Annotated in this window: 24 protein-coding genes and 1 pseudogene; 14 read left to right on the forward strand and 11 right to left on the reverse strand. The window is 61.7% G+C overall.

Annotated elements, in window-relative coordinates; all coding sequences use genetic code 11:
* Positions 1–30: 30 nt before the first annotated feature.
* The gene (gene pgm, locus VGP39_RS22305; RefSeq protein WP_327570259.1) at positions 31–1,680 is read right to left on the reverse strand and encodes a phosphoglucomutase (alpha-D-glucose-1,6-bisphosphate-dependent); all 1,650 of its coding nucleotides are present in this window, start codon (positions 1,678–1,680) and stop codon (positions 31–33) included.
* Positions 1,681–1,798: 118 nt separating this feature from the next.
* A complete protein-coding gene (locus VGP39_RS22310; RefSeq protein WP_327570260.1) occupies positions 1,799–2,026 on the reverse strand; it encodes a hypothetical protein in 228 nt (75 codons plus the stop codon).
* Between the two features lie 9 nt (positions 2,027–2,035).
* Between VGP39_RS22310 and VGP39_RS22315 the strand changes: the two genes are divergently transcribed.
* Positions 2,036–3,250, forward strand: a complete 1,215-nt coding sequence (locus tag VGP39_RS22315; protein ID WP_327570261.1) for a metallophosphoesterase family protein — start codon at positions 2,036–2,038, stop codon at positions 3,248–3,250.
* 36 nt (positions 3,251–3,286) lie between these two features.
* On the opposite strand, the pseudogene VGP39_RS22320 reads toward VGP39_RS22315, so the two are convergent.
* Positions 3,287–4,998 (reverse strand): annotated as a pseudogene (locus VGP39_RS22320) (alkyl/aryl-sulfatase).
* A gap of 218 nt (positions 4,999–5,216) precedes the next feature.
* On the opposite strand from VGP39_RS22320, the gene VGP39_RS22325 reads away from it, so the two are divergent.
* The 3 genes from VGP39_RS22325 (at position 5,217) to uvrB (ending at position 11,145) form a co-directional block, all read left to right on the forward strand.
* On the forward strand, positions 5,217–7,454 hold the full coding sequence (locus tag VGP39_RS22325) for a hypothetical protein (RefSeq protein ID WP_327570262.1): 2,238 nt from the start codon (positions 5,217–5,219) through the stop codon (positions 7,452–7,454).
* Between the two features lie 139 nt (positions 7,455–7,593).
* Positions 7,594–7,893 carry a hypothetical protein gene (locus tag VGP39_RS22330; RefSeq protein WP_327570263.1) on the forward strand — a complete coding sequence of 100 codons (300 nt, stop codon included), beginning with the start codon at positions 7,594–7,596 and terminating at the stop codon, positions 7,891–7,893.
* Between the two features lie 105 nt (positions 7,894–7,998).
* Positions 7,999–11,145 carry an excinuclease ABC subunit UvrB gene (uvrB, locus tag VGP39_RS22335; protein WP_327570264.1) on the forward strand — a complete coding sequence of 1,049 codons (3,147 nt, stop codon included), beginning with the start codon at positions 7,999–8,001 and terminating at the stop codon, positions 11,143–11,145.
* 6 nt (positions 11,146–11,151) lie between these two features.
* Here uvrB and VGP39_RS22340 read toward each other — a convergent pair whose 3' ends face one another.
* Complete coding sequence (locus tag VGP39_RS22340; protein ID WP_327570265.1) at positions 11,152–11,550, reverse strand: type II toxin-antitoxin system VapC family toxin; 399 nt, start codon at positions 11,548–11,550, stop codon at positions 11,152–11,154.
* Positions 11,547–11,798 (reverse strand): type II toxin-antitoxin system VapB family antitoxin, encoded by a 252-nt coding sequence (locus tag VGP39_RS22345; protein WP_327570266.1) that lies wholly within the window; start codon positions 11,796–11,798, stop codon positions 11,547–11,549. Before VGP39_RS22345 ends, VGP39_RS22340 begins: the two co-directional genes overlap by 4 nt.
* Before the next feature lie 242 nt (positions 11,799–12,040).
* On the opposite strand from VGP39_RS22345, the gene VGP39_RS22350 reads away from it, so the two are divergent.
* The 5 genes from VGP39_RS22350 (at position 12,041) to VGP39_RS22370 (ending at position 14,895) form a co-directional block, all read left to right on the forward strand.
* Positions 12,041–12,499, forward strand: a complete 459-nt coding sequence (locus tag VGP39_RS22350) for a hypothetical protein (protein WP_327570267.1) — start codon at positions 12,041–12,043, stop codon at positions 12,497–12,499.
* 226 nt (positions 12,500–12,725) lie between these two features.
* A complete protein-coding gene (locus tag VGP39_RS22355) occupies positions 12,726–13,283 on the forward strand; it encodes a hypothetical protein (protein ID WP_327570268.1) in 558 nt (185 codons plus the stop codon).
* A 330-nt stretch (positions 13,284–13,613) separates the two neighbouring features.
* On the forward strand, positions 13,614–13,811 hold the full coding sequence (locus VGP39_RS22360; RefSeq protein ID WP_327570269.1) for a hypothetical protein: 198 nt from the start codon (positions 13,614–13,616) through the stop codon (positions 13,809–13,811).
* A 146-nt stretch (positions 13,812–13,957) separates the two neighbouring features.
* A complete protein-coding gene (locus tag VGP39_RS22365) occupies positions 13,958–14,605 on the forward strand; it encodes a DpnI domain-containing protein (protein WP_327570286.1) in 648 nt (215 codons plus the stop codon).
* A gap of 11 nt (positions 14,606–14,616) precedes the next feature.
* A complete protein-coding gene (locus VGP39_RS22370; protein ID WP_327570270.1) occupies positions 14,617–14,895 on the forward strand; it encodes a hypothetical protein in 279 nt (92 codons plus the stop codon).
* Positions 14,896–15,159: 264 nt separating this feature from the next.
* Here the strand turns inward: VGP39_RS22370 and VGP39_RS22375 are convergent, their stop codons facing one another.
* Together VGP39_RS22375 and VGP39_RS22380 are read right to left on the reverse strand one after the other, a co-directional pair.
* On the reverse strand, positions 15,160–15,339 hold the full coding sequence (locus tag VGP39_RS22375; protein ID WP_327570271.1) for a hypothetical protein: 180 nt from the start codon (positions 15,337–15,339) through the stop codon (positions 15,160–15,162).
* 911 nt (positions 15,340–16,250) lie between these two features.
* Positions 16,251–17,357, reverse strand: coding sequence for an alpha/beta fold hydrolase (locus tag VGP39_RS22380; RefSeq protein WP_327570272.1), 1,107 nt, complete (start codon positions 17,355–17,357; stop codon positions 16,251–16,253).
* 378 nt (positions 17,358–17,735) lie between these two features.
* On the opposite strand from VGP39_RS22380, the gene VGP39_RS22385 reads away from it, so the two are divergent.
* From VGP39_RS22385 to VGP39_RS22400, 4 genes are all read left to right on the forward strand, one after another.
* Positions 17,736–17,879, forward strand: a complete 144-nt coding sequence (locus tag VGP39_RS22385) for a hypothetical protein (RefSeq protein WP_327570273.1) — start codon at positions 17,736–17,738, stop codon at positions 17,877–17,879.
* Positions 17,880–18,234: 355 nt separating this feature from the next.
* Entirely contained in the window at positions 18,235–18,684 is a 450-nt protein-coding gene (locus VGP39_RS22390; RefSeq protein ID WP_327570274.1) for a nuclear transport factor 2 family protein, read from the forward strand.
* Between the two features lie 227 nt (positions 18,685–18,911).
* A complete protein-coding gene (locus VGP39_RS22395) occupies positions 18,912–19,346 on the forward strand; it encodes a nuclear transport factor 2 family protein (RefSeq protein WP_327570275.1) in 435 nt (144 codons plus the stop codon).
* A gap of 294 nt (positions 19,347–19,640) precedes the next feature.
* Positions 19,641–20,069 carry a hypothetical protein gene (locus tag VGP39_RS22400; RefSeq protein ID WP_327570276.1) on the forward strand — a complete coding sequence of 143 codons (429 nt, stop codon included), beginning with the start codon at positions 19,641–19,643 and terminating at the stop codon, positions 20,067–20,069.
* Positions 20,070–20,234: 165 nt separating this feature from the next.
* Here VGP39_RS22400 and VGP39_RS22405 read toward each other — a convergent pair whose 3' ends face one another.
* The 3 genes from VGP39_RS22405 to VGP39_RS22415 all read right to left on the reverse strand — a co-directional run bounded on the left by VGP39_RS22405 (position 20,235) and on the right by VGP39_RS22415 (position 21,571).
* Entirely contained in the window at positions 20,235–20,378 is a 144-nt protein-coding gene (locus VGP39_RS22405) for a hypothetical protein (protein WP_327570277.1), read from the reverse strand.
* 249 nt (positions 20,379–20,627) lie between these two features.
* Positions 20,628–21,107 (reverse strand): MaoC family dehydratase, encoded by a 480-nt coding sequence (locus VGP39_RS22410; RefSeq protein ID WP_327570278.1) that lies wholly within the window; start codon positions 21,105–21,107, stop codon positions 20,628–20,630.
* A 5-nt stretch (positions 21,108–21,112) separates the two neighbouring features.
* Positions 21,113–21,571 carry a MaoC family dehydratase gene (locus VGP39_RS22415; RefSeq protein WP_327570279.1) on the reverse strand — a complete coding sequence of 153 codons (459 nt, stop codon included), beginning with the start codon at positions 21,569–21,571 and terminating at the stop codon, positions 21,113–21,115.
* A gap of 185 nt (positions 21,572–21,756) precedes the next feature.
* Here VGP39_RS22415 and VGP39_RS22420 point away from each other — a divergent pair, with 185 nt between their 5' ends.
* On the forward strand, positions 21,757–22,050 hold the full coding sequence (locus VGP39_RS22420) for a DUF4282 domain-containing protein (RefSeq protein WP_327570280.1): 294 nt from the start codon (positions 21,757–21,759) through the stop codon (positions 22,048–22,050).
* 109 nt (positions 22,051–22,159) lie between these two features.
* Here the strand turns inward: VGP39_RS22420 and ychF are convergent, their stop codons facing one another.
* The gene (ychF, locus tag VGP39_RS22425; protein WP_327570281.1) at positions 22,160–23,257 is read right to left on the reverse strand and encodes a redox-regulated ATPase YchF; all 1,098 of its coding nucleotides are present in this window, start codon (positions 23,255–23,257) and stop codon (positions 22,160–22,162) included.
* Position 23,258: the final 1 nt, after the last annotated feature.

The following is a 23,258-nucleotide window of genomic DNA, read 5'->3' on the forward strand; positions in this document are numbered from 1 at the left end:
AGTGCGGAGCGCTGCGCTGCCGGGCACGACTTATTCGTTGAATGCCCGCGCGATCGCGTCCTGCGCCTCCTGCTGGATCTGCCGCAGATGCGCCTCGCTGCGAAAACTCTCCGCGTAGATCTTGTAGACGTCCTCGGTGCCCGACGGCCGCGCGGCGAACCAGCCGTCGTCGGTAGAGACCTTGATGCCGCCGAATGGCTGGCCGTTGCCGGGGGCGGCAGTGAGCGCGGTGCGAACCGGCTCGCCGGCGAGTTCTTTCATCGCCAGCTGGTCAGGCGACAGCGCCTTCAGCAGATTCTTTTGTGCGGAAGTCGCGGGCGCGTCGATCCGCTCGTAGAACGGCACCCCTAGCTCGCGCGTCAGGTCATCGAACCGCTGGCTCGGGTCGCGCCCCGTCCGCGCGGTCATCTCGGCGGCCAGCAGTCCCAAGATGATGCCATCCTTGTCGGTGGTCCAGGCCGAGCCATCGCGCCGCAGGAACGAGGCGCCGGCGCTTTCCTCGCCGGCGAAGCCGAAAGCCCCGCCGCTTAAGCCCTCGACGAACCACTTGAACCCAACCGGCGTCTCGACCAGCTCGCGGCCGAGCTTTTTGGCGACGCGGTCGATGATCGCGCTGCTGACGATGGTCTTGCCTACCGCGCTGCCCGTGCTCCAGTCCGGACGATGCTCGAACAGATAGGCGATGCCGGCGGCAAGAAAATGGTTCGGATTCATCAACCCGTTCGAGCGGGTCACGATGCCGTGGCGGTCGGCGTCGGTATCGTTGGCGAAGGCCACGTCGAACTTGTCGCGCATGCCGATCAGCCGCGCCATCGCGTAAGGCGAGGAGCAGTCCATGCGGATTTTGCCGTCCCAGTCGAGCGTCATGAAGCGGAAGGTCGGATCGACCGCGTCGCTGACGATGGTGACGGCAAGGCCGTAGCGCTCGATGATCGGCTGCCAGTAATGCACGCCGGCGCCGCCCAGGGGATCGATCCCGATTCTGACGCCGGAGGCGCGGATCGCATCCATGTCGACCACGCTTGCGAGGTCGGCGACATAGGGCCCGATGTAGTCGTAGCGGCGAACGCTGGACGATTTACGCGCGCGGTCATAGGGGATGCGCTTCACGCCGTTGAGGCCGTCTTCGAGAAAGCCATTGGCGGCGCGCTCGATCGCCGCCGTGATGTCGGTATCCGCCGGCCCGCCATTGGGCGGATTGTATTTGAAGCCGCCATCCTCGGGAGGATTATGCGACGGCGTGATCACGACGCCATCGGCCAGGCTGCTGTCGCGGCCCTTGTTAGTGGTGAGAATCGCATGCGAGATCACCGGCGTCGGCGTGTAGCCGTCGTTGGCGTCGATCATCACATTGACGCCGTTGGCCGCGAACACTTCGAGCGCGCTGGCCAGCGCCGGCTCCGCCAGCGCGTGGGTGTCGATGCCGACAAACAGCGGGCCGGTGATGCCGCTGCGCGCCCGGTGGTCGCACAGCGCCTGGCTGATCGCCAGGATATGCGCCTCGTTGAAGGCGTTGTTGAACGCGCTTCCGCGATGCCCCGAGGTGCCGAACGCCACCCGCTGCGACGCGACTTTGGGATCGGGTTTTCCCGCAAAATAGGCCGTCACCAGCCGCGGCACGTTCGCCAGCATGGACGGGTCGGCGATCGTGCCGGCGAGCGGATTTATGTCGGCGGGCAATGGGGTTCCTCGAATGGGTTTGCGGAAGACGACCCGCCGGCGCACTCTAATCAGGTTTCATCTTCGAACAAGCAGTGGCGAGACTGCCGCGCGCCAGCTTCGACGGCACATGTCTGTGTCATTCGACCGCAGGCCGCGCCGGACCCCGCCGCACCCTTTGATTGCAATAATTCCCTGTCGCCGCATAATTGACGGTGGATAAAACGAGGAGGATTTCAGCATGGCGAGAGACGCTCTTTCCCCGCTTTCTCAACCCATTTTTCACGAACCGGTTTTCGGCCAGGATGGATCGCCCCCGGCGGCAAATCTCTTTTTGACCAAGCACCCGAATGATGGCGACCAGCACCTCCTGCTCATGGAGCTGAAGAAAAAGGACGTCGTCGCGGTTCCGCAGTCGCGGATCGCCGCGGACGAAATGTTCAGCCTCGCGGAAGCGTATGGCGATCACGGCGCGCAGGTCGTCGCGGAGATCGAGCAAGCGGGCAAGATCGTATTTCATGCCTTTGGCGATTCCGGAGCATCGCAATCGGAAAACAATGCCGGCCAGCTCCACGTCGCCCAGCAGGTCACGCTCGATTGCGCGACGTCAGCGCCGGACAACCGCCCCGCGTTCCTGTTTCACGTCGGCGACCTCGTCTATTATTCCGGCGAAGCCGACCACTACGTTGCTCAATTCTACGACCCGTTTCGCAACTACCCTGCGCCCATTTTTGCGGTCCCGGGCAATCACGATTCATTCGTGAAATCGGGAACCAAGCCAGGGGCTGAGCCGCTGACGACATTCCAGCGGAATTTCTGTAACACCCGGCACGTCATCACGGCGGAGGCCGGTTCACTGCATCGAACGGCGATGACACAGCCGGGTGTCTACTTCACGCTGGATGCGCCTTTTGTCCGGATCATCGGCCTGTTCAGCAATGCGCTGGGAGACCCCGGCGTGATTTCCAACCAGGATGGAAACTATCCGGCGGTTTCGAATATTCAGATCGATTTTCTCCGCGCCCAGCTGCGGCGGATCAAGCAGGAGGATTACTCCGGCGCGGTGCTGCTCACGGTCCATCACCCGCCGTTCACCTATCAGCCGCCGCCCGGCGCGGGTGGCGCAGGGGGCAACCATGTGCCGAGCATCGCCATGCTCCGGCAGATCGACACCGTGTGCGCTGAGGAAGGAGTATACCCTCACGCGTTTCTGTCGGGACATTCCCACAATTATCAGCGCTACACCCGCATCATCGAATTTGAGGGCAAGGAATTCAACGTTCCCTTCATCGTCTGCGGCGATGGCGGCCATGCCGTCGATCCCCTGGTCCGGGGACAGGGAGGGCCGCCCGTGGAACCTGACCCCAACACCGACGTTCTGTATCTCGAAGGCAAGAACAGCGCTGTAAAGGTGAACAAGCTTCTGCTGGCAAAATACGACCAGGTTAATTACGGCTATCTTCGCATCTTCGTCGACGAGAAATACCTCAAGATCGGCTTCCATCAGGTGAACGATGCGCAGTCGCTGAAGCAATCGCGCTACGACATGGTCACCGTCAGATTGGAGGATCACCACATGGTCGCGAATTGATGCTGGGACCAATTCGCGATTCAGCGAGCGCGGACGCTATTCAACGCTCGCCTTCTTCGGCTCGACCACCTCGAAGCCCGGCGGAAACTCGTCGAGCAGGCCGAACAGCTCGCCGAGTTTTAGCGGATTGCCCGAGATCGACACGTCGCCGGTGGCGATGCTTGCCATGAAGGTGCGCTGCTTCAGCGTGATGGCGTCGAGCGTGGCGCGGGTCAGGGTGACGCTGACGTCGGCGTTGCCGGCGGGTTTTCCGCTGGTGTGGGTCAGCGCCGAATTCTCCAGGTTCATCGCATAACTCTGGTTGAGGTCCGTAAAAGTCCAGTTGACCACGATATGCTTGCCCTCGGCCTTGCCCGCATTGAGCCGCACGCCGAGGAAATCGAAGGCGAGGTCGATCGAGACGCCCTTGAGCAACTCGGCATTGGCGCTGTCGCCGCGCTGCGCCGGCACGCCGCTGCGCAATTCCTGCGCGCCGAGCAGATAGGCGTTGCGCCAGGTCGCGGCCTCGCTCTGGTAGCCGAGCTGCTCCAGCGCATCGGCGCCGAGATTCCGCGCGTCCTTGTTTGACGGGTCGGCGAATACCAGCTGGCTCGTCACGCTGGCGACCCAGCGGTACTGCCCGGCGGCAAAATCCTCGCGGGCGCGCTTCAGCGCCGCCTCGGCGCCGCCCATATAGTCGACCTGCTTCTTCGCCATTTCCGCGCGCGGCAGCGGGTTGAGGTCGGCGGGGTTGGCGTCGTACCAGCCGAGATAGAACTGATAGACCGCCATGGCATTGTGGCTCAGCGTGCCGTAATAGCCGCGCGACGCCCAGTCATTGGCGAGCGAGGCCGGCAGTTTCAGCTGCTCGGCGATCTCGGTCGAGGTCAGGCCGTGGTTGAGCAGCCGCACGCTCTGGTCGTGGATGAACTTGTAGAGATCGCGCTGCTTCTTCAGGAACGCGACGACGCGCGCATTGCCCCAGATCGGCCAGTGATGCTGCGCGATCACCGCGTCGGTCTTGTCGCCATAGCGCTCGATCGCCTCGCCGATATAGCGCGACCACAGCCTGCCGTCGCGGATTTCCGCGCCGCGGATGGTGTAGAGATTGTGCATGGTGTGGTTGGCGTCTTCCGCCATGTTCAGCAATTTGAACTGCGGAAAGTACATGATCATCTCGGCCGGCGCCTCGGAGCCCGGCACCAGATGGAATTCGATCTCGACGCCGTCGATGGTGCGGGTCTCATAGGCCTGCCTGATCACGTCGTTGGGCGGGATCAGCGAGATGGTGCCGATCGACAGCGCCTTGCCGAGCCCGGTATCGACCTGTGCGCGCTCGCCGACGGGAAGCGTGCTGCCGAACTGGAATTGCGCGCGGCGGCGCATGGCGTTGCCGGCGATGATGTTCTCCGCCACCGCGTGTTCCATGAACCCATCCGGCGCGATCACTTTTACCTTACCCGCATTGAGCTGCGCCTGCCGCCACAGGCTCGGATTGACCGTCGCCGGCGCTTCGTCCTTCTGCAGGAAGGCGTAGGGTTTTGTGTCGAACGCCGGCCTGCCGCCGGGACCGGCAATCACGGCGACAAACCCGCGCCTGGCGTCGTCGAAATCGGCGCGATCGGAAACGGCAGCGATTTTACGAAGGCGTCGTTGGCCGCGCGCGTTGCGGGCTCGGCGTCCTTGGATTGGGCCAAGGCAGGCAAACACCAAAGCAGCGCGAACGCGTGCGCAATGCCCGCCAAGCGGGCGACCGAAACCAATGTCATGTCAGTTTTCCCGGATCGATCGAGAACAACGACGTTCTCTCCGTGCGATCTTACCGGCAGATTGCGCGTTCACAAGAAAAAGCAGCGCTCCACGCGCAATGCTTCCTGATGGATTGTCGCGGCAAGCAATTCACCCTACAATTGTTTTTATTGTCAAAGCCAGTGATTGAGCGATGATCCCGACCGGATCAGCAGATCAAAAATTTTGGGAGCAACCGATGGACAGCTATGAAACCGGCAAAGCAGAAGCATCCAGTGCGGCAGCAGCGCAGGCTTCCCGCCCGCTGACCGTCAGCGGTCTGTATCAGGGCGAGATGATGTTGCCGCAACCGGGCCGGTTCGAGCTCGAGCTGCGCGTGGACATCGATCCGCGAAATCTCATCTCGCCGGTCATGAACCGGGTCAGCGGCGACCTGTTCCAGGTCACACGCACCAACCTGCCCGGCCAGCCGCCGCAGATTTCCCGGACCTATATCGAATCATGGATCGTCGACCGCCCCGTGGTGACGCCGTCGACGGACCATATCGACGTGACCGGCACGGTTCGCTTCTGGGTCGGAACCCATGCCGCCACCACCGTTGCCCTGCGCATCAGCTGGCCCGGATCCCCGCCCGCCGTCGGCGCGGAAGCGACATTTACCGAAACCGGAAGGGCGACCCGCAAATACAGCTGCCGCCGCATCTCGGACAGCTTCCGCAACGTCAGCATCGAGGTCGACGTCTGCGCCTCCATCAACACGTCGCCGCTGCTGCCGAACTACGATACCAGCTGGCACGACGATCACCCGGCGGATCTGCCGCATCGCGTGCTGACGGTCGAGTCCGCCTATGAGGAGGCCGGCGTCCACGTCACCATATCTCCCGACCACACCGTCATCGACGACAGCGCCGCGGCTTTTCGCAGCTGGACGACGGCCGAACTTCACGACGCGATGGAGACCCATTTCAGCCAGATCGGCGGAACCTGGCCGAACTGGAAGATCTGGGGGTTGATGGCCGGAACGTTCGAGGACTCCCTGGTCGGCGGCATCATGTTCGACGCCGCCGCCGCCGGCACCGGCGCCACCGGCTCTGAACGGCAGGGCTTTGCGGTGTTTCGCAAGCATGAATGGTTCGACGACCTGGTGACGGAAACGCCGCAGAACCAGAAGCAGGCCGAGGCGGCGCGGCAATTCCTCTACACCTGGGTGCATGAAGCCGGGCACGCCTATAACTTCCTGCATTCCTGGGACAAGGGCCGCCCCGATTCGCTGTCGTGGATGAACTACGACTGGCGCTACGAACAGCGCAACGGCGAGCGGACGTTCTGGAAGCGATTTGCATTCCGTTTCGACGACGATGAGCTGATCCATCTGCGGCACGGCAACCGGGCCGCCGTAATCATGGGAGGCGACCCCTGGTCCTCCGGCTCGCACCTCGAGGCGCCCAACCTGTCGATGACCCAGATCGAGGGCAAGGCGGCGCTCGAACTGATTGTTCGTTCGAAAGGCTATTTCGATCTGATGGAGCCGGTGCTTGTCGAGTTGCGGCTGCGCAACCTGCTGAGCGACGCCGCTGTCATGATCGACAAGAGGCTGCAGCCCGAATATGGCGGGGTCGCCATTTACATCCAGAAGCCGGACGGCCAGGTCATTCAATACGATCCCGTAATCTGCGCGGTGGGGGGATCGGAGATGCTGTCGCTTGCGGCGGCGGGAACCGCAGAGCAGGGCCGTGACCGCTACAGCCGCGAGATTTTCCTGAGCTACGGAAGCAGCAGCTTCTATTTCGATCAGCCCGGCGACTACCGGATCCGGGCCGTCTATCAGGGGCCGGGCGACGTGCTGATTCCTTCCGAAGCCCACCGCATCCGCATCGGAGCGCCCGTGAGCAAGGAGATCGACCGCAAGGCGCAGGATTACTTTACGGACGATGTCGGGCTCACCCTCTATCTCCAGGGCTCCCGTTCGCCCCACCTCGAAAAAGGGGTAGATGTTCTGAAAGGCCTGGCCGATCAATACAAGGACACGGCGCTCGGTGCGAAGATCGCGGTCACGCTCGCCAACGGCGTGTCAAAGCCGTTCTACCGGATGCCGGATGCTCAATCGAAGAAAATGGTGCGGACGTCGGAAGCCGATCCCGAGCAGGCATTGAAAATGACGGAGTCGGCGCTCAACGTTTACCGCAACGACGACGACAAGTCCTCCAACCTGGGCTATAGCCGCATCGTCCAGCGCCGCGCCGACTATCACGAAGAGGCCGGAAACCCCGGACAGGCGAAGCAGGAACTCGAGACGCTTGCACAGGATCTCTCGGCGCGGGGGGCAAATGCTCCCACTGTGGAGCGGTATCAGCGGCGCGCCGACCAGTTGCCGGATTCGAACGGAAAGCGGCCTGCTGCCGCGCCGTCGCGGGTTCGGGCCCCGGCCGCGCCGCGTAAAAAGCGGCCAGGCAAACCACGTGGCCGTTCGACCTGACGCGCGCGGCGTCAGCCGGCTCGGTCGTCGTGTCGCCGGCTGTTTTTGCGTGATAGCCTGTCTTTGTGCGATGGTGCGCAGCGGCGCCACTGCCGAATGTGAGACTTGCCGCAGTGCAGGGGAAATATCGGAGTTGCCCGTGCCTGATATGCGCGTCTATCTCACCGATGGTTTCGACAACGACCATGTCGTCATCGATGTCGACGGCCGGACGGTGTTCGACCAGGCCGGAATCACCACCAAAAAGATGATCGGCCTCGCCAAACAAGTTCCCCCGGTTCCGGTTCCGAAAGACCGCGCCAAGCTTGAAGTCAAACTTCCGGAGAAAAATCTGGCCGCGACCTTCGACGTCGATCTCAGCAAGGGGTCGCACGTTCCGGTGACGCTTCAAAACGGCAAGTTGCTGCATTCGGTGCGGAGCAAGATCGGCTTCATGTGAAGCGCTTTTTGTCGCTGAAAACCAGCGCCAGCGGCCCTTGCGGAACCGGCAGGGTTCCCTGATGCCCGGATGACAAGACGCCACTGCGCACCCATATTACACGCCATGGCAAAGCTCCCCGACTCCAAGAAACCCGCGGACCCCGCGCGGTCAAAAACGCCGAAATCCAAGGCGCATCGCCCCGACGTGCAGCCGATCGGGCCGGCGCTGGCGGAACTGCTCAATCCTGCGATCGCCAAGGGCGAGGCGGGCATCGGTTCCGGCACCGGCTTGCAGCCGCCGCCGGATAATTCCAAGGACCGCCGCGCCGGTGGCGAGGCCGCGGCGCATCGCGCGCGCAAATCGACGCCGAAGGATTTTCCCGAAGGCAGTGCTGCCGATCCGGTTCCGATGCCGCTGCGGCAAAATCCGCAGCCGCCGGGTGCGCGCCAGGGGCTCGAGGAAGCCCCGCAGGCCAATTACGGCACTGCCGCGACCATTCCCGCGCTCGATCCGGAACTGGCAAGGCAGCTCGGCTTCACTACCGAGGAGGAGGACGCCGAGGCGATGGCGCGGCCGCCGCGCAACAAGATGGAGGCGCTCGGCGTCGCCGCCACCGCGGACGCGCTGGAAGCGCTGATCCGCGAGGGGCGGCCGGAATTCCGCAAGGAGGACGGCTCTTTAAAGATCTGGACACCGCACCGCCCGCCGCGGCCGGAAAAGTCGGAAGGCGGCGTGCGCTTCGAGATCAAGTCCGAATATGAGCCGAAGGGCGACCAGCCCACCGCGATCAAGGAACTGGTCGAAGGCATTTCGCGCAACGACCGCACGCAAGTTTTGCTCGGCGTCACCGGATCGGGCAAGACCTACACCATGGCCAAGGTGATCGAGGCGACGCAGCGTCCCGCCATCATCCTGGCGCCGAACAAGACGCTGGCCGCGCAGCTCTATGGCGAGTTCAAGAATTTCTTTCCCGACAACGCCGTGGAATATTTTGTCAGCTATTACGACTACTACCAGCCCGAAGCCTACGTTCCGCGCACCGACACCTACATCGAAAAGGACTCTTCCATCAACGAGCAGATCGACCGCATGCGCCATTCGGCGACGCGGGCGCTGCTGGAGCGCGACGACGTCATCATCGTGGCCTCGGTGTCGTGCATCTACGGTATCGGCTCGGTGGAAACCTACACCGCGATGACGTTTGCGCTGAAGAAGGGCGAGCGCATCGACCAGCGCGCGCTGATATCAGACCTGGTGGCGCTGCAGTACAAGCGGACGCAGGCCGATTTCGCCCGCGGCACCTTTCGGGTGCGCGGCGACGTCATCGACATTTTTCCGGCGCATTACGAGGACCGCGCCTGGCGCGTCAACCTGTTCGGCGACACGGTGGAGAGCATCGAGGAGTTCGACCCGCTCACCGGCCACAAGCAGGACGAGCTCGAGTTCATCAAAATCTACGCCAACTCGCATTACGTGACGCCGCGGCCGACGCTGATCCAGGCCATCAAGGCGATCAAATCCGAGCTGAAATGGCGGCTAGACCAGTTGCACGATCAGGGCCGCCTCTTGGAGGCGCAGCGGCTGGAGCAGCGCACCACCTTCGACCTGGAAATGATGGAAGCCACCGGCAGCTGCGCCGGCATCGAAAACTATTCGCGGTATTTGACCGGCCGCCGCCCCGGCGAGCCGCCGCCGACCTTGTTCGAATATGTGCCCGACAACGCGCTGGTATTCACCGACGAAAGCCACGTCACCGTGCCGCAGATCGGCGCCATGTTCAAAGGCGATTTTAGGCGCAAGGCGACGCTGGCGGAATACGGTTTTCGTTTGCCGTCCTGCATGGACAACCGCCCGCTGCGCTTCGAGGAGTGGGACATGATGCGCCCGCAATCGGTGGCGGTGTCGGCGACGCCGAGCGCGTGGGAGCTGAACGAGAGCGGCGGCGTGTTCGTCGAGCAGGTGATCCGCCCCACCGGGCTGATCGACCCGCCGGTGCACATCCGCCCGGCGCGCACCCAGGTCGACGACCTCGTCGGCGAGGTCCGCGCCACCGCGCAGGCCGGCTATCGCTCGCTGGTCACCGTACTGACAAAACGCATGGCGGAGGACCTCACCGAATATCTGCACGAGCAGGGCATCCGCGTGCGCTACATGCACAGCGACATCGACACCATCGAGCGCATCGAGATCATCCGCGACTTGCGCTTGGGCGCGTTCGACGCGCTGGTGGGCATCAACCTCTTGCGCGAGGGGCTGGATATTCCGGAATGCGCGCTGGTCGCGATTCTGGACGCGGACAAGGAAGGATTTTTGCGCAGCGAGACCAGCTTGATCCAGACCATCGGCCGCGCCGCGCGCAACGTCGACGGCAAGGTGATTTTGTACGCAGATCAAATGACCGGCTCGATGGAACGCGCCATCGCCGAGACCGACCGCCGCCGCGAAAAGCAGGTCGAATACAACACGCTGCACGGCATCACGCCGGAAAGCATCAAGCGCTCGATCCACGACATCATGAACAGCGTCTACGAGCGCGACCATGTGCTGGTAGAGATCGGCGACGGCGGCATGGCGGATGATGTCATCAGCATCGGGCATAATTTCGAGGCGGTGCTGGCCGATCTCGAGACAAGGATGCGCGAGGCGGCGGCGGATTTGAACTTCGAGGAAGCGGCGCGGCTGCGCGACGAGGTGAAGCGGCTGCGCGCGACGGAGCTGGCGGTGGTCGACGATCCCACGGCGAAACAGCGGGTGGTGCAGGGCAAGGCCGGCGCCTATGCGGGCGCCAAGCAGTTCGGCGAGGCGGCGAATTTGCCCCGCGGCTCGGGCAAGCGCGGCGGCAACAACACGCCGCGGACCTCTTCACCCTCCCCTGCAGGGGGAGGGTCGCGCGCCCCCGGCGCGCGGGGTGGGGTGAGCGACGACGGCAGCGCTTCCCGCATCCACAAACCCGATCTCGACGAAATGGGCATCGCGACCTGGCACGAGGTGAAGCCGGACCGCGCCAAACGCGCCGGACCGCGCAAGCCGACGTTGGACGAGATGGGCCCGGGGACCGAGAGCAAGATCTACCAGCCGCGCAGCATGACCGAGTCGAACGCCCTGCCACGTTCGCCCGGCGCCAAGCGCGGCGGCGCGTCACCTGCCCCGGGCAGCGGCAGCAAGATCATCCAGCCGACAAACTCGCGGGAGTCGGGGCCGGAGTTCGGGCCGCTGCCGCGCTCGAGCGGCGGCGCGCCGGGGCATCGCGGCGGGTGGAAGAAGCGGTAGATGCCGTTACGCGAGAGGCACCACGGCAATATCGGTGTGATGAAAATCGTCGCCTTTAAATAGCAGCGGTTCGCCGGTTTCCTTCGCTAGGGCGTAGGTAAAGCAGTCGCCGAAATTGAGTTGCGCCGGGTGACCGCTGCCTTTGCCGAAATCGCGATACGCCTCACGCGCGATACGCGCCTGCATTTCGCTGACAGGTTCGATTATGATTTGCGCGGTCGCGAGCAATTCGTCGAAGCGACGGCTCGCAACCGGATCACGGTTGGAGTCGATGACCGCGGCTGTTTCGAGAAAGCTTGCGGCCGACGTTCTGCACACCTCCGCCCCCGCGATCGCATCGGCAAAAACTGGCGCCTCGGGTTCGTCGCGCAGAATTGCGATAAGTACCGACGTATCGACGATCACCGCGGCAATCCGTCCTCGCCATAAAGCAGATCGGCGTGGTCAATTGATCGAGAAGGCTCCTTCAGATGAGCCGCGCAATCCTTCCCGATCGCAAGCAAGCGTGCCGCCAGCGGCTCCCGCTGCTGGCGCATACGGGCGAGACGTTCACGAACGGATTCTGTAACGGCGGTCGCCATGCTCTCGCCGGTAAGTGCTGCAAGCTCCTGCGCCAGCCTATGCGCTTCAGGATTTTTGATGTTTAAGGTCATGCTGGCATGGTACCATATTTATGGTGGAATGCTACCGAAATCGTTTTGGATAATTTAGGCGAAGTCCTCTTGCTCGCATTCCGAGATCAGGTCCCACTACAACTGCTCTCTGGACAGAGAGTTGAAAAGAAACCTGAGATGGTTTCGTTTTGTTGCTGAAAAGCGACTGCTAGCTCCGTTGTTCGGCGCTCATCTGTGCTTGGTGCCCGAAATCAGTCTCTTCGAAAAGAAGGACTGAAGTCATGAATAACCAACCTAAAATCATCATTCGTTTTGCTCTTGTAGCCGAGCAACCCAACTCGCGGGACGAAGACCGGCTAAGTCACGTCTCTGCTGAAAATTCGATTGCGGGAATTAAGCGATACACCGGCTTCGTGCGTGGCAGGGATTTGTATCCTCTCTTCGATCACGCTTCTCTCGAAGCTAATCCCCGCGCTGCAAAAACGGGAAATGTCACCGACGACATTCTTGAGTCGTTGCGTAAAACGCCTGAACTTTTTCCGTTAAAATCAAAGGGCATTCTGTTAGGTACCTCTACCTATGAAGCGCTCCAGCGCAACCGTTTTGAACTCAAATTCGACGATCCTGCGTCTGAAGGCATTCTAGATGGCGGCCACAACATGCTCGCCATCGGAATTCATATGTTGTCGGAGGTGCTGGATGACGGCGAACTAGAGAAAATTACGCTGTGGAAGACATGAAGGAATGGTGGGAGGAGGAGCGACACAATCTTGAGGAACTCAAAGAGAAATTTGATTTCCTAGTGCCGGTCGAACTCATTGTTCCGTCTGATCCGGAGGACGAACGAGCGGTAGCAAAGTTTGAAATGTCGGTCCTCGAAATCTGCGCAGCACGGAACAATAATGCTCCACTTACGCAGGAACCAAGTCTAATAAGAAAGGCTTTTATGACGAAATTCGTAATCGTTTGGATTCGGCAATTGCTCAACGCGTGGAATGGATAAGCAATGAATGGGAAAGCAGTGAGGCGCGTCCGATTAAGGTGCGTGATCTCCTAGCGCTTTGCTGGATCCCGCTGAACAGGGCTAACGAAGCGAAACTATTGCCAATCGATATATCGGTAACGTCTCAAAACATCTATCGGAACAAGGGCGAATGTTCAAAGCAGTTCGATCGGCTAATGGAACACGAAGGCGTTTCTCAACGAAGTGACGGGCCGGTCCATGAATTGATCAACGGCACGGTTCGAAGTTGCTTCGATATCTTGGCGGATTTACCCAAACTCTACGATAGAATCTATGCTGATTTTCCAGAAGCATACAATGCGAATAACTACCGGTTTGGCGCCAATCCAATTGTGAAGATTTACGATCCGGCACGTCGTTCGGCGGCAAAAGACAAGTCCGGTTTTGTAGTTAGCCAGCCGACGACCTACTATCTGAATGAAAACGTCAAGCATCGTTATCCGGATGGTCTAATCATGCCGTTGGTTTATGGCCTGAAGGGACTAATGGAAATAAAGTAGGACAAGGTTATTTGGGCTACGGACCCGTTCAAGTTTTTAGATCGGTACCTAAGAGAGATAGCGGGAGCTTACAGGCTTGTGCTGGATATGGCCCGGTTCGACCCACAAAAATTAGCTAAGAACGAAGCGAGCCATGAATTCGCTGTGGGAGAGTTCGAGAAGGCTCTGATTATTCATAGAAGCAAAGCCGCAGCATAAATCTTAGACGAGATTGCGCCAAAACCGCAGCGGCCAAGTGTAACTCGGTCGCATTCAGTGAGCGCAGGCCCCAGCGAAAGAAAATGCCGCTAGGACAACTGGAGCAAGGCTACGCATTCTGAGGATTTTTCCATGGGAAGAAAGAAAGGTGATCTGCCGGGTCGTTATGTGCCTCCGCATATTCGTAAATGCCCCAAGTATCCTGGCGAATACGTAAATGTTGCCGCTTACCAAGAACACGTTGATCCGACGCCGGCTAAGACAGATGCCCCGCCTCCACAAATAGAATTTGATTTTGAGAAAGATTCTTTACACGATAGCGGTGACTAGTTTTTCCTCAATTATCACTACGAGCGATGAAACTCGGCTTCGAAGAATCCCAGTCGCCCTTCACCAGCGGTTCGCAAAACGGCCGCACCTGGACGGAAGCGTGGGTGCGCGCCTAGGCTTACTGCCCGCATTGCGGCAATGCTCGGATTTCGTCGTTCCCGAATAACAGCCCGCTTGCGGATTTCTTCTGCGGCTCCTGCAGCGAGGAATTCGAACTCAAGAGCCAGAAGGGTAAATTCGGCGCGAAAGTTCTCGACGGCGAATTCAACACGAAATGCCAGCGTCTCGCGGCGAACAACAATCCAAACCTGCTGCTGATGAATTACGACCTCAAGTCTCTTGCGGTCGTCAACCTTTTCATCGTGCCGAAGCACTTTTTCGTCCGCGATATCATCGAGGAGCGCAAGCCGCTGGCGCCGACCGCACGGCGCGCCGGCTGGGTTGGCTCAAAAATCCTGCTTGGCCAGGTACCGGAGTCGGGCAAGATTCATATCGTGCAGAATGGCATCATCCGCGCGAAGGACTTGGTTCTTGCGGAATGGCAGAAAACGCTTTTCCTTCGGGATGAATCACTGGAGTCGCGAGGCTGGCTGCTCGACGTCATGAAATGCGTGGAGTCGCTCGGCAAGCGCGAGTTTACGCTGGATGAGGTCTACGCGTTCGAGCGTCATCTCGGCGAACTCTATCCCGGCAATCAGAACGTCAGGCCGAAGATACGCCAGCAGCTTCAGTATCTCCGCAACCGCGGGTTTCTGGATTTCGTCTCGCGCGGAAGTTATCGTTTGCGATCCTGAGGGTGGATCGCATGGCCTGGTTTCTCAACTTCTACAAATGCGCGCGTTGCAAGCGCATCTGGACCGATCAGTGGTCGGCGACGTGCGACGACGATTGCCCGCATTGCGGCGCGCGGCATATGTCGCCGTTCGACAGCGAGCGGCTCACCACGCTGATCGAACGGGACGGCAAGGAGTTTGTGGTGTTTTGGTCGCCGGACAGCGCCGAGCAGGAGCCGGATTATCGCGAGCTTGGCCGCTTTCCGACGCGGGAGCAGGCGGAAGAATTTCTCGAAGCTGACGGCTATTGACGCGCGCCGTCATCCTGAGGTGCTCGCCGCACTTGGCGGCGAGCCTCGAAGGATGGGCCACGAGTGCATGCGGCCATCCTTCGAGACGCCGCGCAAGAGCGCGGCTCCTCAGGATGACGGCGGAGATGGATGCACGGCACGAGCGCGCCGCATACAGCGTCATACGCGGGCTTGACCCGCGCATCATCGATCTTGAAGAGAGTCTTGCGAAGAGGATGGATGGCCGGGTCAAGCCCGGCCATGACGGTTCTGTGTTGGCGGCCCTCACCCACTTCTTCGATTGCTGGTATTCTGCACCATATTCCCGTGATCCCCCTGTTCGCGGATGTTGTGCTTTTCGTCGTCGCGGTGGCCCTTGGTGGTGTCGATCTCGACCTTGGGTTCGCTGCCGGGGCCCTTGTGGCTCTTGTTGTCTTCGGGAACGGGCTGGATGGGTTTGGTCATGCGTGGGTCTCCTGTTCTCGCGATGAGATAACGCGCGCCGGGCTGACGGCGTTCCGGGGGGCGGCCCGCGTTCATAGACGCCAAGTTTTGCAACGCCCGGCGTCGTTCACGCGATTGTGAATGTATGCCTATCCACGCCCCCAGAACCTCGCTTATCCTGCTCGCGTCCTGTCCGATGAGGGGGCGCTTTCTAGAAGCGATCCTTCAGCGGACAGAGCGAGAGCTGGCCGGTCCGGGGGCCCCCGGAACGGTCGACAGGCTGGTGGTAAGGTGGAGCGCCGGGAGGCGCTGCGCCCTACGTCACTGGGCGCGCGCGGCTGGCGTTATCAGCTGCGCGAGGTGGGTACGTTATTCCCGCCTCCAAGGGTGCCCGCTGGCGCCCTGGCGCCTCCCGCCGCTCCACCCCCCTCGCTTGGGTTGCGAGGGACTGGCAAACCTCGGACGCATTGCGCCGCGAGAACGATGAGGCTTGGCTGTTTGAATCTATGAATCGAAATTTAGCAACGCGCTGAAACACATTCTGCGTCATACGCGGGCTTGACCCGCGTATCCCTCACTCTTCGCAAGAGCCTTTCCAAGAAGATGGATGGCCGGGTCAAGCCCGGCCATGACGAGTGGAGGGGCATTGCGCCCTCTTAACCTCGCCCCCCTCTTTCGCGGGGAGAGAGCCTGCCCTCGGGCTTGACCCGAGGGTCGGCGCGCAGCGCCGGGTGAGGGGCCAGGCACTGCGCTGCCAAATCAAAAAACTTATCGGGTCGGAAAGCCTTCGACGCAACGAGCACGACCCGAGAGTCCGTCGCGCGTCTTTATCGCACTGCCTCGCCCCTCACCCGAAGCCTTCGCTGCGCTTCGGCTTCGACCTCTCCCCGCGAAAGAGCGGGGAGAGGTTAGGAAAGCGCCGCGTTCTCCCATCAATCCAGCTTCTTGCCGCCCTCGATCACCGTATCGAGAAACGCTGCCGTCTCCTTGTTCAGAAACTCCACGTCCGCCGGAAAGCCGCCACCGGCGGCGGCGTGGCCGGTGACGGTGCCGGGGCTGATGGTCTTGATGGTCGCGTTCGGGATGTTCTTGCCCATCTCGATCGGCTCGAATTCCGGATTGAGCAGGTCCTTGGTGCCGGTGAGGATCAGCGTTTTTGCCTTGATCGAGGCCAGCGCCTTGGCGGTGTCTCCATTAAAACCCTGTGTGGCGCCGACGTCGTGGGCCTGATAGGCCCAGGTCTGAAAAATCCAGTCGTTGGCGTCGAACGCCTTCAGCAGCGCGGTTTCCTGCACCGCCATCCAGGGCAGCACGTCCATGCCGTTCTTGAACTGCGCGCTGTACATCTCCGGCGTGCGCGCCGCCAGCAGCGAGAGGATGTCGCGCCACAGCCGGATGCCGTTCTCCGGCGGGGATTCGTAGTTGCCGTCCTTCCACGCAGCATCGGTCATGATCGCCTTGCGCGAGGCTTCCAGCACCGCCACGGTCCAGGCCGGCGTCTTCGCCAGCGGCACCATCGCCACCAGCGAATCCATGAAATCCGGATGGCTGACGCCCCATTGCAGCACCTGCATGCCGCCCATCGAGGGGCCGACCACCGCGACCACATGGTCGATGCCGAATTTTTCCTTCAGCAGGCGGTGCTGCGATTGCACCATGTCGCGGATGGTGAATTTCGGAAAATTCATCCGCGGCTGCATTTTCGAATTGCTTGGCGAGGTGGAGAGCCCGTTGGCGATCGCGTCAGTGCAGATGATGAAATACTTTGCGGGGTCGAGCGCCTTGCCGGGGCCGATCATGAAATCGAGGCGGTGATGGTTGCCGGAAATCGCCGTCACCATCAGGATGGCGTTGGATTTCTTGGCATTCAGCGCGCCATGGGTGACATAGGAGATCGCAAAATCCCTGATCGCCTCGCCGCTCTCCAGCGTGAGGTCGCCTTCGGCATAAGACTGGTGCGGCGGCTGCTGCGGGGTGTGCGCCGAGGCCGGCAGCGCCAGCAGCAGGCCGGCGGCAACGAGAGTTGCAAGTGGTTTCACGTCGGGTTCTCCCCTGATGGCGGGCGTTGAAGACTGCCCTGCTTGCCTTAAGGATACGGGCGGCCTGGCCGGCTGTGAAGCGCCGTTTCGGTACAGCCCGGCAGTTCGTGTCCCGGGCGCGATGCGGCATTCTTTATGCCGCTTCGCAGAACCGGGACCCCGGTTGCAGTTGAAAAAAGCTAGGCTCCGGCTCTGCAGCGCACCACTTCGCAAGAGCTACGCGCTGCGCTGCGTCGGGGCACGCATATCCCGGCTTGCAGCGGAATAATTCGGTGCGTTCGCGGTTTGCTCGATTCCCGCCGCATACAAATCGATCCGGATTTGTTATCCTCGCGCCGCGCGCCATCGATTCAACCCGGCGCCGAGGGAGACTCCGTCATGGCCAAGGGTCAGATGCGCAGCAACAAGGAAAAGAAGAAGCCGAAGGCCGACAAGAACCTCAAAAAGGGCGGCGCCGCGCCCTCGCCGTTCGCCTCCGGCAAGACCCCGGCCGGCCAGAGCCCGAACAGCAAGAAGAGCTGACGGCGGCCCCCGGGTGGGGCGAGGGTCCGGCCCAGGCGCATGGCGGCGTATGCAATCGCAGCGTCATACGCGGGCCTGACCCGCGTATCCATCGGTCTTCGGATGACTCTTCGAAAAGGATGGATTGCCGGATCAAGTCCGGCAATGACGCGTTCCGTGAGGCAAGACCGCGCAAGACATTGGACCCCGGGCCCGCTTGGGCAGCAATCCACCGCAATTTTGCGGAATGCGGCTTGATTCCTAATCGCGGACGGAATATCAACCCATGGTTGTTGCCTGCCGCTTGAACCTGGGCTTCCGTTCGCAATGAGGCGGATGGAAACGCTAGTCGGGGCTAACACCGGCGCGAAGAAAAATGACCGAAAACCTCAACCGGCAGCGCGTGCTGAAGTTTCTCGAGGCGTTCTATTCCGGCGATATCGAGGGCGCGCTGGCGCGCTGCGGCGACGATATCGATTTCGTCACCCACGCGCCGATCGATATTCTGCCGCATCTCGGCTACCGCCGCGGCAAGGCCGAGGTCGGGGCGATGTGGCGAACTATCCACGCCCGCTATTCCGACATGCGCCACGAGATACCCTTCATCGTCGCCGAGCAAGACCGGGTGGCGGCGAGCATTCGGGTGTTTTTCCGCAAGCGCGCCAACAGCCGGATGGTGCAATTCGACCTCGCGGCGTTCTACACGCTGGCCGACGGCCGCATCACCAAGATCCACGAGATCCTGGACTCGTTCGAGCTGGTTCAGCAGATCCTCGAACGCGACATCTCGGCCGAACTGATCGGCAACAAATCCAAAACCGGATAACCCGGGCCCGGCCTTGCTGCGCGAGGGCCGTTAAGCATCAGAAAACCTTAACGAACTCGGAACGGCGCCCGCGGGTATTGGTGCGTTGCAAAAATATCAATTGCGTTTTGCCAAAATCGGATTACTTGAAGCTTCAACTAGTTGGGAATGCAGCATTCCAGGCGCGGCGTCGACGATGACGCCAGGGCCGCTTGCTGTCTTGCAAATCCAGTTTTCAGGTGACCGCCATGACAGAGCACAGCCTCTGGCGTTTCTCGCGCGCATTGCACCACGCAATCAACGAGCGCCAGCAGCAAGACCTCGAGCCGCTGATCGACGAGGACGTCGAATGGGCGATCTACGGGCCGATCGAGATGTTTCCGTTTCTAGGCAGCCGCCGCGGCAAGGCCGCCGTGCTGGAGGTTTGCCGGCAGATCGCCGACAACGTCCGGGTCCATCGCTTCGACCGGGAATCGATCATGCTGGGGGTGGATTCGGCGGCCTCGATGATGCGCTATTCCCTGACCACGATCGACTCCAACAAGCCGATCAGCCTGCGGCTCGCCCACTTCGCGCAGTTCAAGGCGGGGCGGCTGCTGAATATCCGGGTCCTGGTCGATACCTTCGATCTGGTCGAACAGGCGCTCGGGCGGCCGATCGACCTGCCGAAGATCGCGTCGTAAAGATAGCACGGTGTTGCCGCGTTCCCCGGATGCTGCGCAGCGCGCCGCGCTTGCGGCGTGGTGCGCTGCTGATCCGGGGGCCGTAATTGGACCACGGTATTCGTGACGGTCCCGGTTCTGCGGAGCAGCGGAAAGAACGCTGCACCGCGCCCGGGACACGAGGACTGGGAAAGATCGCGCATTGCCGCAGATTGGCCGCGATGTGGTCAAAATCGGCGGGATGGATGGCGTCGCTTAACTTTCGTCGTGCGGGGGACATCCGCGCTCGCTTCAACGCGAAACAAGGAACGGCCGATGAACGCCATGACATCTGAAAAACTGCCATCTGAAAAAATTGAAACAACTGTCGAAGATCCCAATCTCGCCGCGGTCTCGGAAGTGGAAGCCGGGATCCGCGACTTCGTCCGCAATGACGTCGCCTATCTGCGGCGCTCGCCGAGCATGCTCGCCACCGAGCCCGCGCTCGACGCCAGCGCCGAGGCGACCGTCAACAACGTCAATTCGCTGATCCAGCGCGTCGCCGGAACCTCGCTCACCGAAATCGAGAACCTGGTGTCCGAACTGGAAGCGCTGCGCGACCTGCTGCACTCCGAGGGACAGCGCGTTCAGCGCGAGATTTCAGGCTACGCCCAGCTCAGCCAAGCCGCGATGAAATCGACCCGCATGATCGCCGACAACGTCGCGCAATGGAAGCGCACCGCCGACGGTTTGCGTAACGGATAACTGGCGTGCTTGAAATCGTCGTGGCCGGGCTTGTCCCGGCCATCCACGTCTTTCAGCGCCGCAAAGACGTGGATGCCCAGGACATCTGCGCGAAGACGCGCTTCGCGCTTTAGCCCGGGCACGACAAACTTTCTGATTCTGAATCAATGGTTAGGGAAGCGTAACTTATCGGCTCGCGATCGAGGCGCCGTCCAGCACATACGCGCCGTCGGCATGGCCTTTCACCACCATTGCAGCGGTCAACATCACCGCAAGCGTCACCGTTGCGAAGATAAAGCCCACGAATTTCAACCCGCTGCGGTCCGCCATCGCCGTCCCCTGTCATTTACTGCCCTGTGTCGAACTTGAGCAGCATCAGGTTCACAATGCGTTACCGGAAAATTCGTTCCGTGCCGCACTCACCATATCCACCGCCCCGTCATCCTGAGGTGCTCGCCGTTCTTCACGGCGAGCCTCGAAGGATGGGCCACGAGCGCCTGCGACATCCTTCGAGACGCCGCGCCAGAGCGCGGCTCCTCAGGATAACGGCTGTGAGTGAGGATGACGGGGTGCGTGCGGTTACCCGCCGCTGCGCCTTGGCACGAACGCGGTCGCCAGCAGCGAGAACGCCAGTTCGCCGCGCTGATTGGTGCCGGTGTTGCGGGCTTCCACGATGCCCCATTCGGGGCGCTTTTCGGAAGCTCGCTTCGAAGCGACCTCGCTGGCGTAAGCGATGGTGTCGCCGGCCAGCACCGGCTTCAGCCAGCGCAACTCGCGAAACCCCGGCGAGGGACCCCAGATCGCGACCCTCTCGCCGCGCGCGGCCGCTTCCGCCGCCTGGCGCTGGCCGTCCGCCACCAGCAGCTTCATGCACACCGAGCCGACATGCCAGCCCGATGCCGCCAGTCCGCCGAACAGCGATTTGCGGCCTTCCTCTTCGCTAAGATGAAAGCGCTGCGGATCGAACTGCGCGGCGAACTTCTTGATGTTCTCGGCGGTGAAGGTGAACGAGCCGATCTCGCGCCGCTGTCCGATCTTGAGGTCTTCGAAGAAACGCATGATGGCTACCCGGCTAGTGCTGCTTCGCGGCGCTTCACGATGATCGGCGAGGTCATTTCGCACAACGCCTGCCCGGTCCCGTTGCGGACGATGCATTTGAACGTCACGATGCCGGTCTCCGGCCGGCTGCGCGACACCCGTGCTTCCACCACCTCGACCTCGAGCACAAGATCGTCGCCGGGCCGCAGCGGCGCCAGCCACTTCAGCTCGCTGACGCCGGGCGAACCCAGCGACGCGGTGCGGCCGATATAGAAGTCGAACATCATCCGCATGATGATCGAGCACAGGTGCCATCCCGAACCCGACAGTCCCTTCAGCATCGAGCGCTTTGCTGCCTCCTCATCGAGATGCATCGGCTGCGGGTCGAATTCGGCGGCGAAGGCGAGCATTTCCTCGCGCGTGACATGGCGCGGCCCGCAAGAGCCGAAACGGCCGGGGGAGAAGTCTTCGAAGCTGAGCGTCATGATGGGGATGGCCGGGATTGCTGGCGAGGGAGCCCGATTGTGGCCGCACTTTGCAGCAATCTCAACCCGTCCGGCGCGCATGGGGCGGCTGCGATCTTGCCCGCGGCGGCGTTCGGCGCTACGCCCTGTGCCGCGATCGGTGATGCGTGATGATTTGAATTTCGATTGGCCTGGGAGAACGACCGATGTTTGAATTTCGGGATCTGTTTCAGTGGGACCGCTTCATCACGCCGACCATCATCAAGACCTTCTACTGGCTGGCCATCGCGTTGATGATCCTGTTCGGCATTTCCGGTATCTTTTCGGGCCTGGCGGCGATGGCGATCAGCCCGTTCGGCGGCTTCATCGTGGTATTGTCCAGCATTGCCGGCGTCATCGTCGGCATCGTGTTCTCGCGCATCGCCGCCGAATTCATCCTGATCGTGTTCCGCATCAACGAGCATCTCGGCGCCATCCGCGACCAGGGCCAGATGCGGTAACAGTCGTCATTCCGGGGCGCGCGTCTTCGCGCGAACCCGGAATCCACAGCAGAGCGTGGGCTGGATTCCGGGTCTGCGCGCAAGGGCGCGCATCCCGGAATGACGGTCGTTACGTATTAAACCTGAAATGCATGACGTCGCCGTCTGCGACGACGTAATCCTTGCCTTCCAGCCGCAGTTTGCCGGCGTCGCGCGCGCCGGCTTCGCCGCCGAGCGCGACGTAATCGGCGTAGGCGATGGTCTCGGCGCGAATGAATCCCTTTTCGAAGTCGGTGTGGATCACGCCGGCGGCCGCCGGGGCCCGGGTGCCGCGGGTGATGGTCCAGGCGCGGGCTTCCTTGGGGCCGACGGTGAAATAGGTGATAAGGTCGAGCAGCCGGTAGCCGGCGCGGATCAGCCGGTCGAGGCCTGCTTCCTGAAGCCCCAGCGTATCGAGAAACTCGGTGCGCTCCTCGCGCGTTAGCGTCGCGATCTCGGATTCGATTTTGGCGGAGATGGCGACCGCAACTGCGCCTTCCGTCTTGGCGTGTTCGGCAACCTCGCGCGAAAACGCGTTGCCCGCGGCGGCCGCGCCTTCCTCGACATTACAGACATACAGCACCGGCTTGGAGGTCAGCAATCCGAGCATGCCAAACGCGCGCTCTTCCTCCGGCTTGCGCTCCAGAAACCGGGCCGGCTTGCCCTCGCGCAGCAGCACCAGCGCGCGGCCCACCAGGTCGAGTTGCTCCTTGGCGTCCTTATCGTTGCCTTTTGCCTTTTTCGCCAGGTTATCGACGCGCTTCTCCAAGCTGTCGAGATCGGCCAGCATCAACTCGGTTTCGATGGTTTCGATGTCGGCCAGCGGCGCGATCTTGCCCTCGACATGGGTGATGTCGGAATCCTCGAAGCAGCGCACCACATGCGCCACCGCGTCGACCTCGCGGATGGTGGCGAGGAACTGGTTGCCGAGGCCCTCGCCCTTCGAGGCGCCGCGCACCAGCCCGGCGATATCGACGAAGGTCAATTGCGTCGGGATGATCTGCGCCGACTTGCCGATCTCCGCCAAGTTGTCGAGACGCGGATCCGGCACCGCGACCGCGCCGACATTGGGCTCGATGGTGCAGAACGGATAGTTCGCCGCCTGCGCCGCCGCCGTCTCGGTCAGCGCATTGAACAGCGTCGACTTGCCGACATTGGGCAGGCCGACGATACCGCATTTGAATCCCATG

It is taken from the genome of Bradyrhizobium sp., from assembly GCF_036009065.1.
Classification (GTDB): Bacteria; Pseudomonadota; Alphaproteobacteria; order Rhizobiales; family Xanthobacteraceae; genus Bradyrhizobium.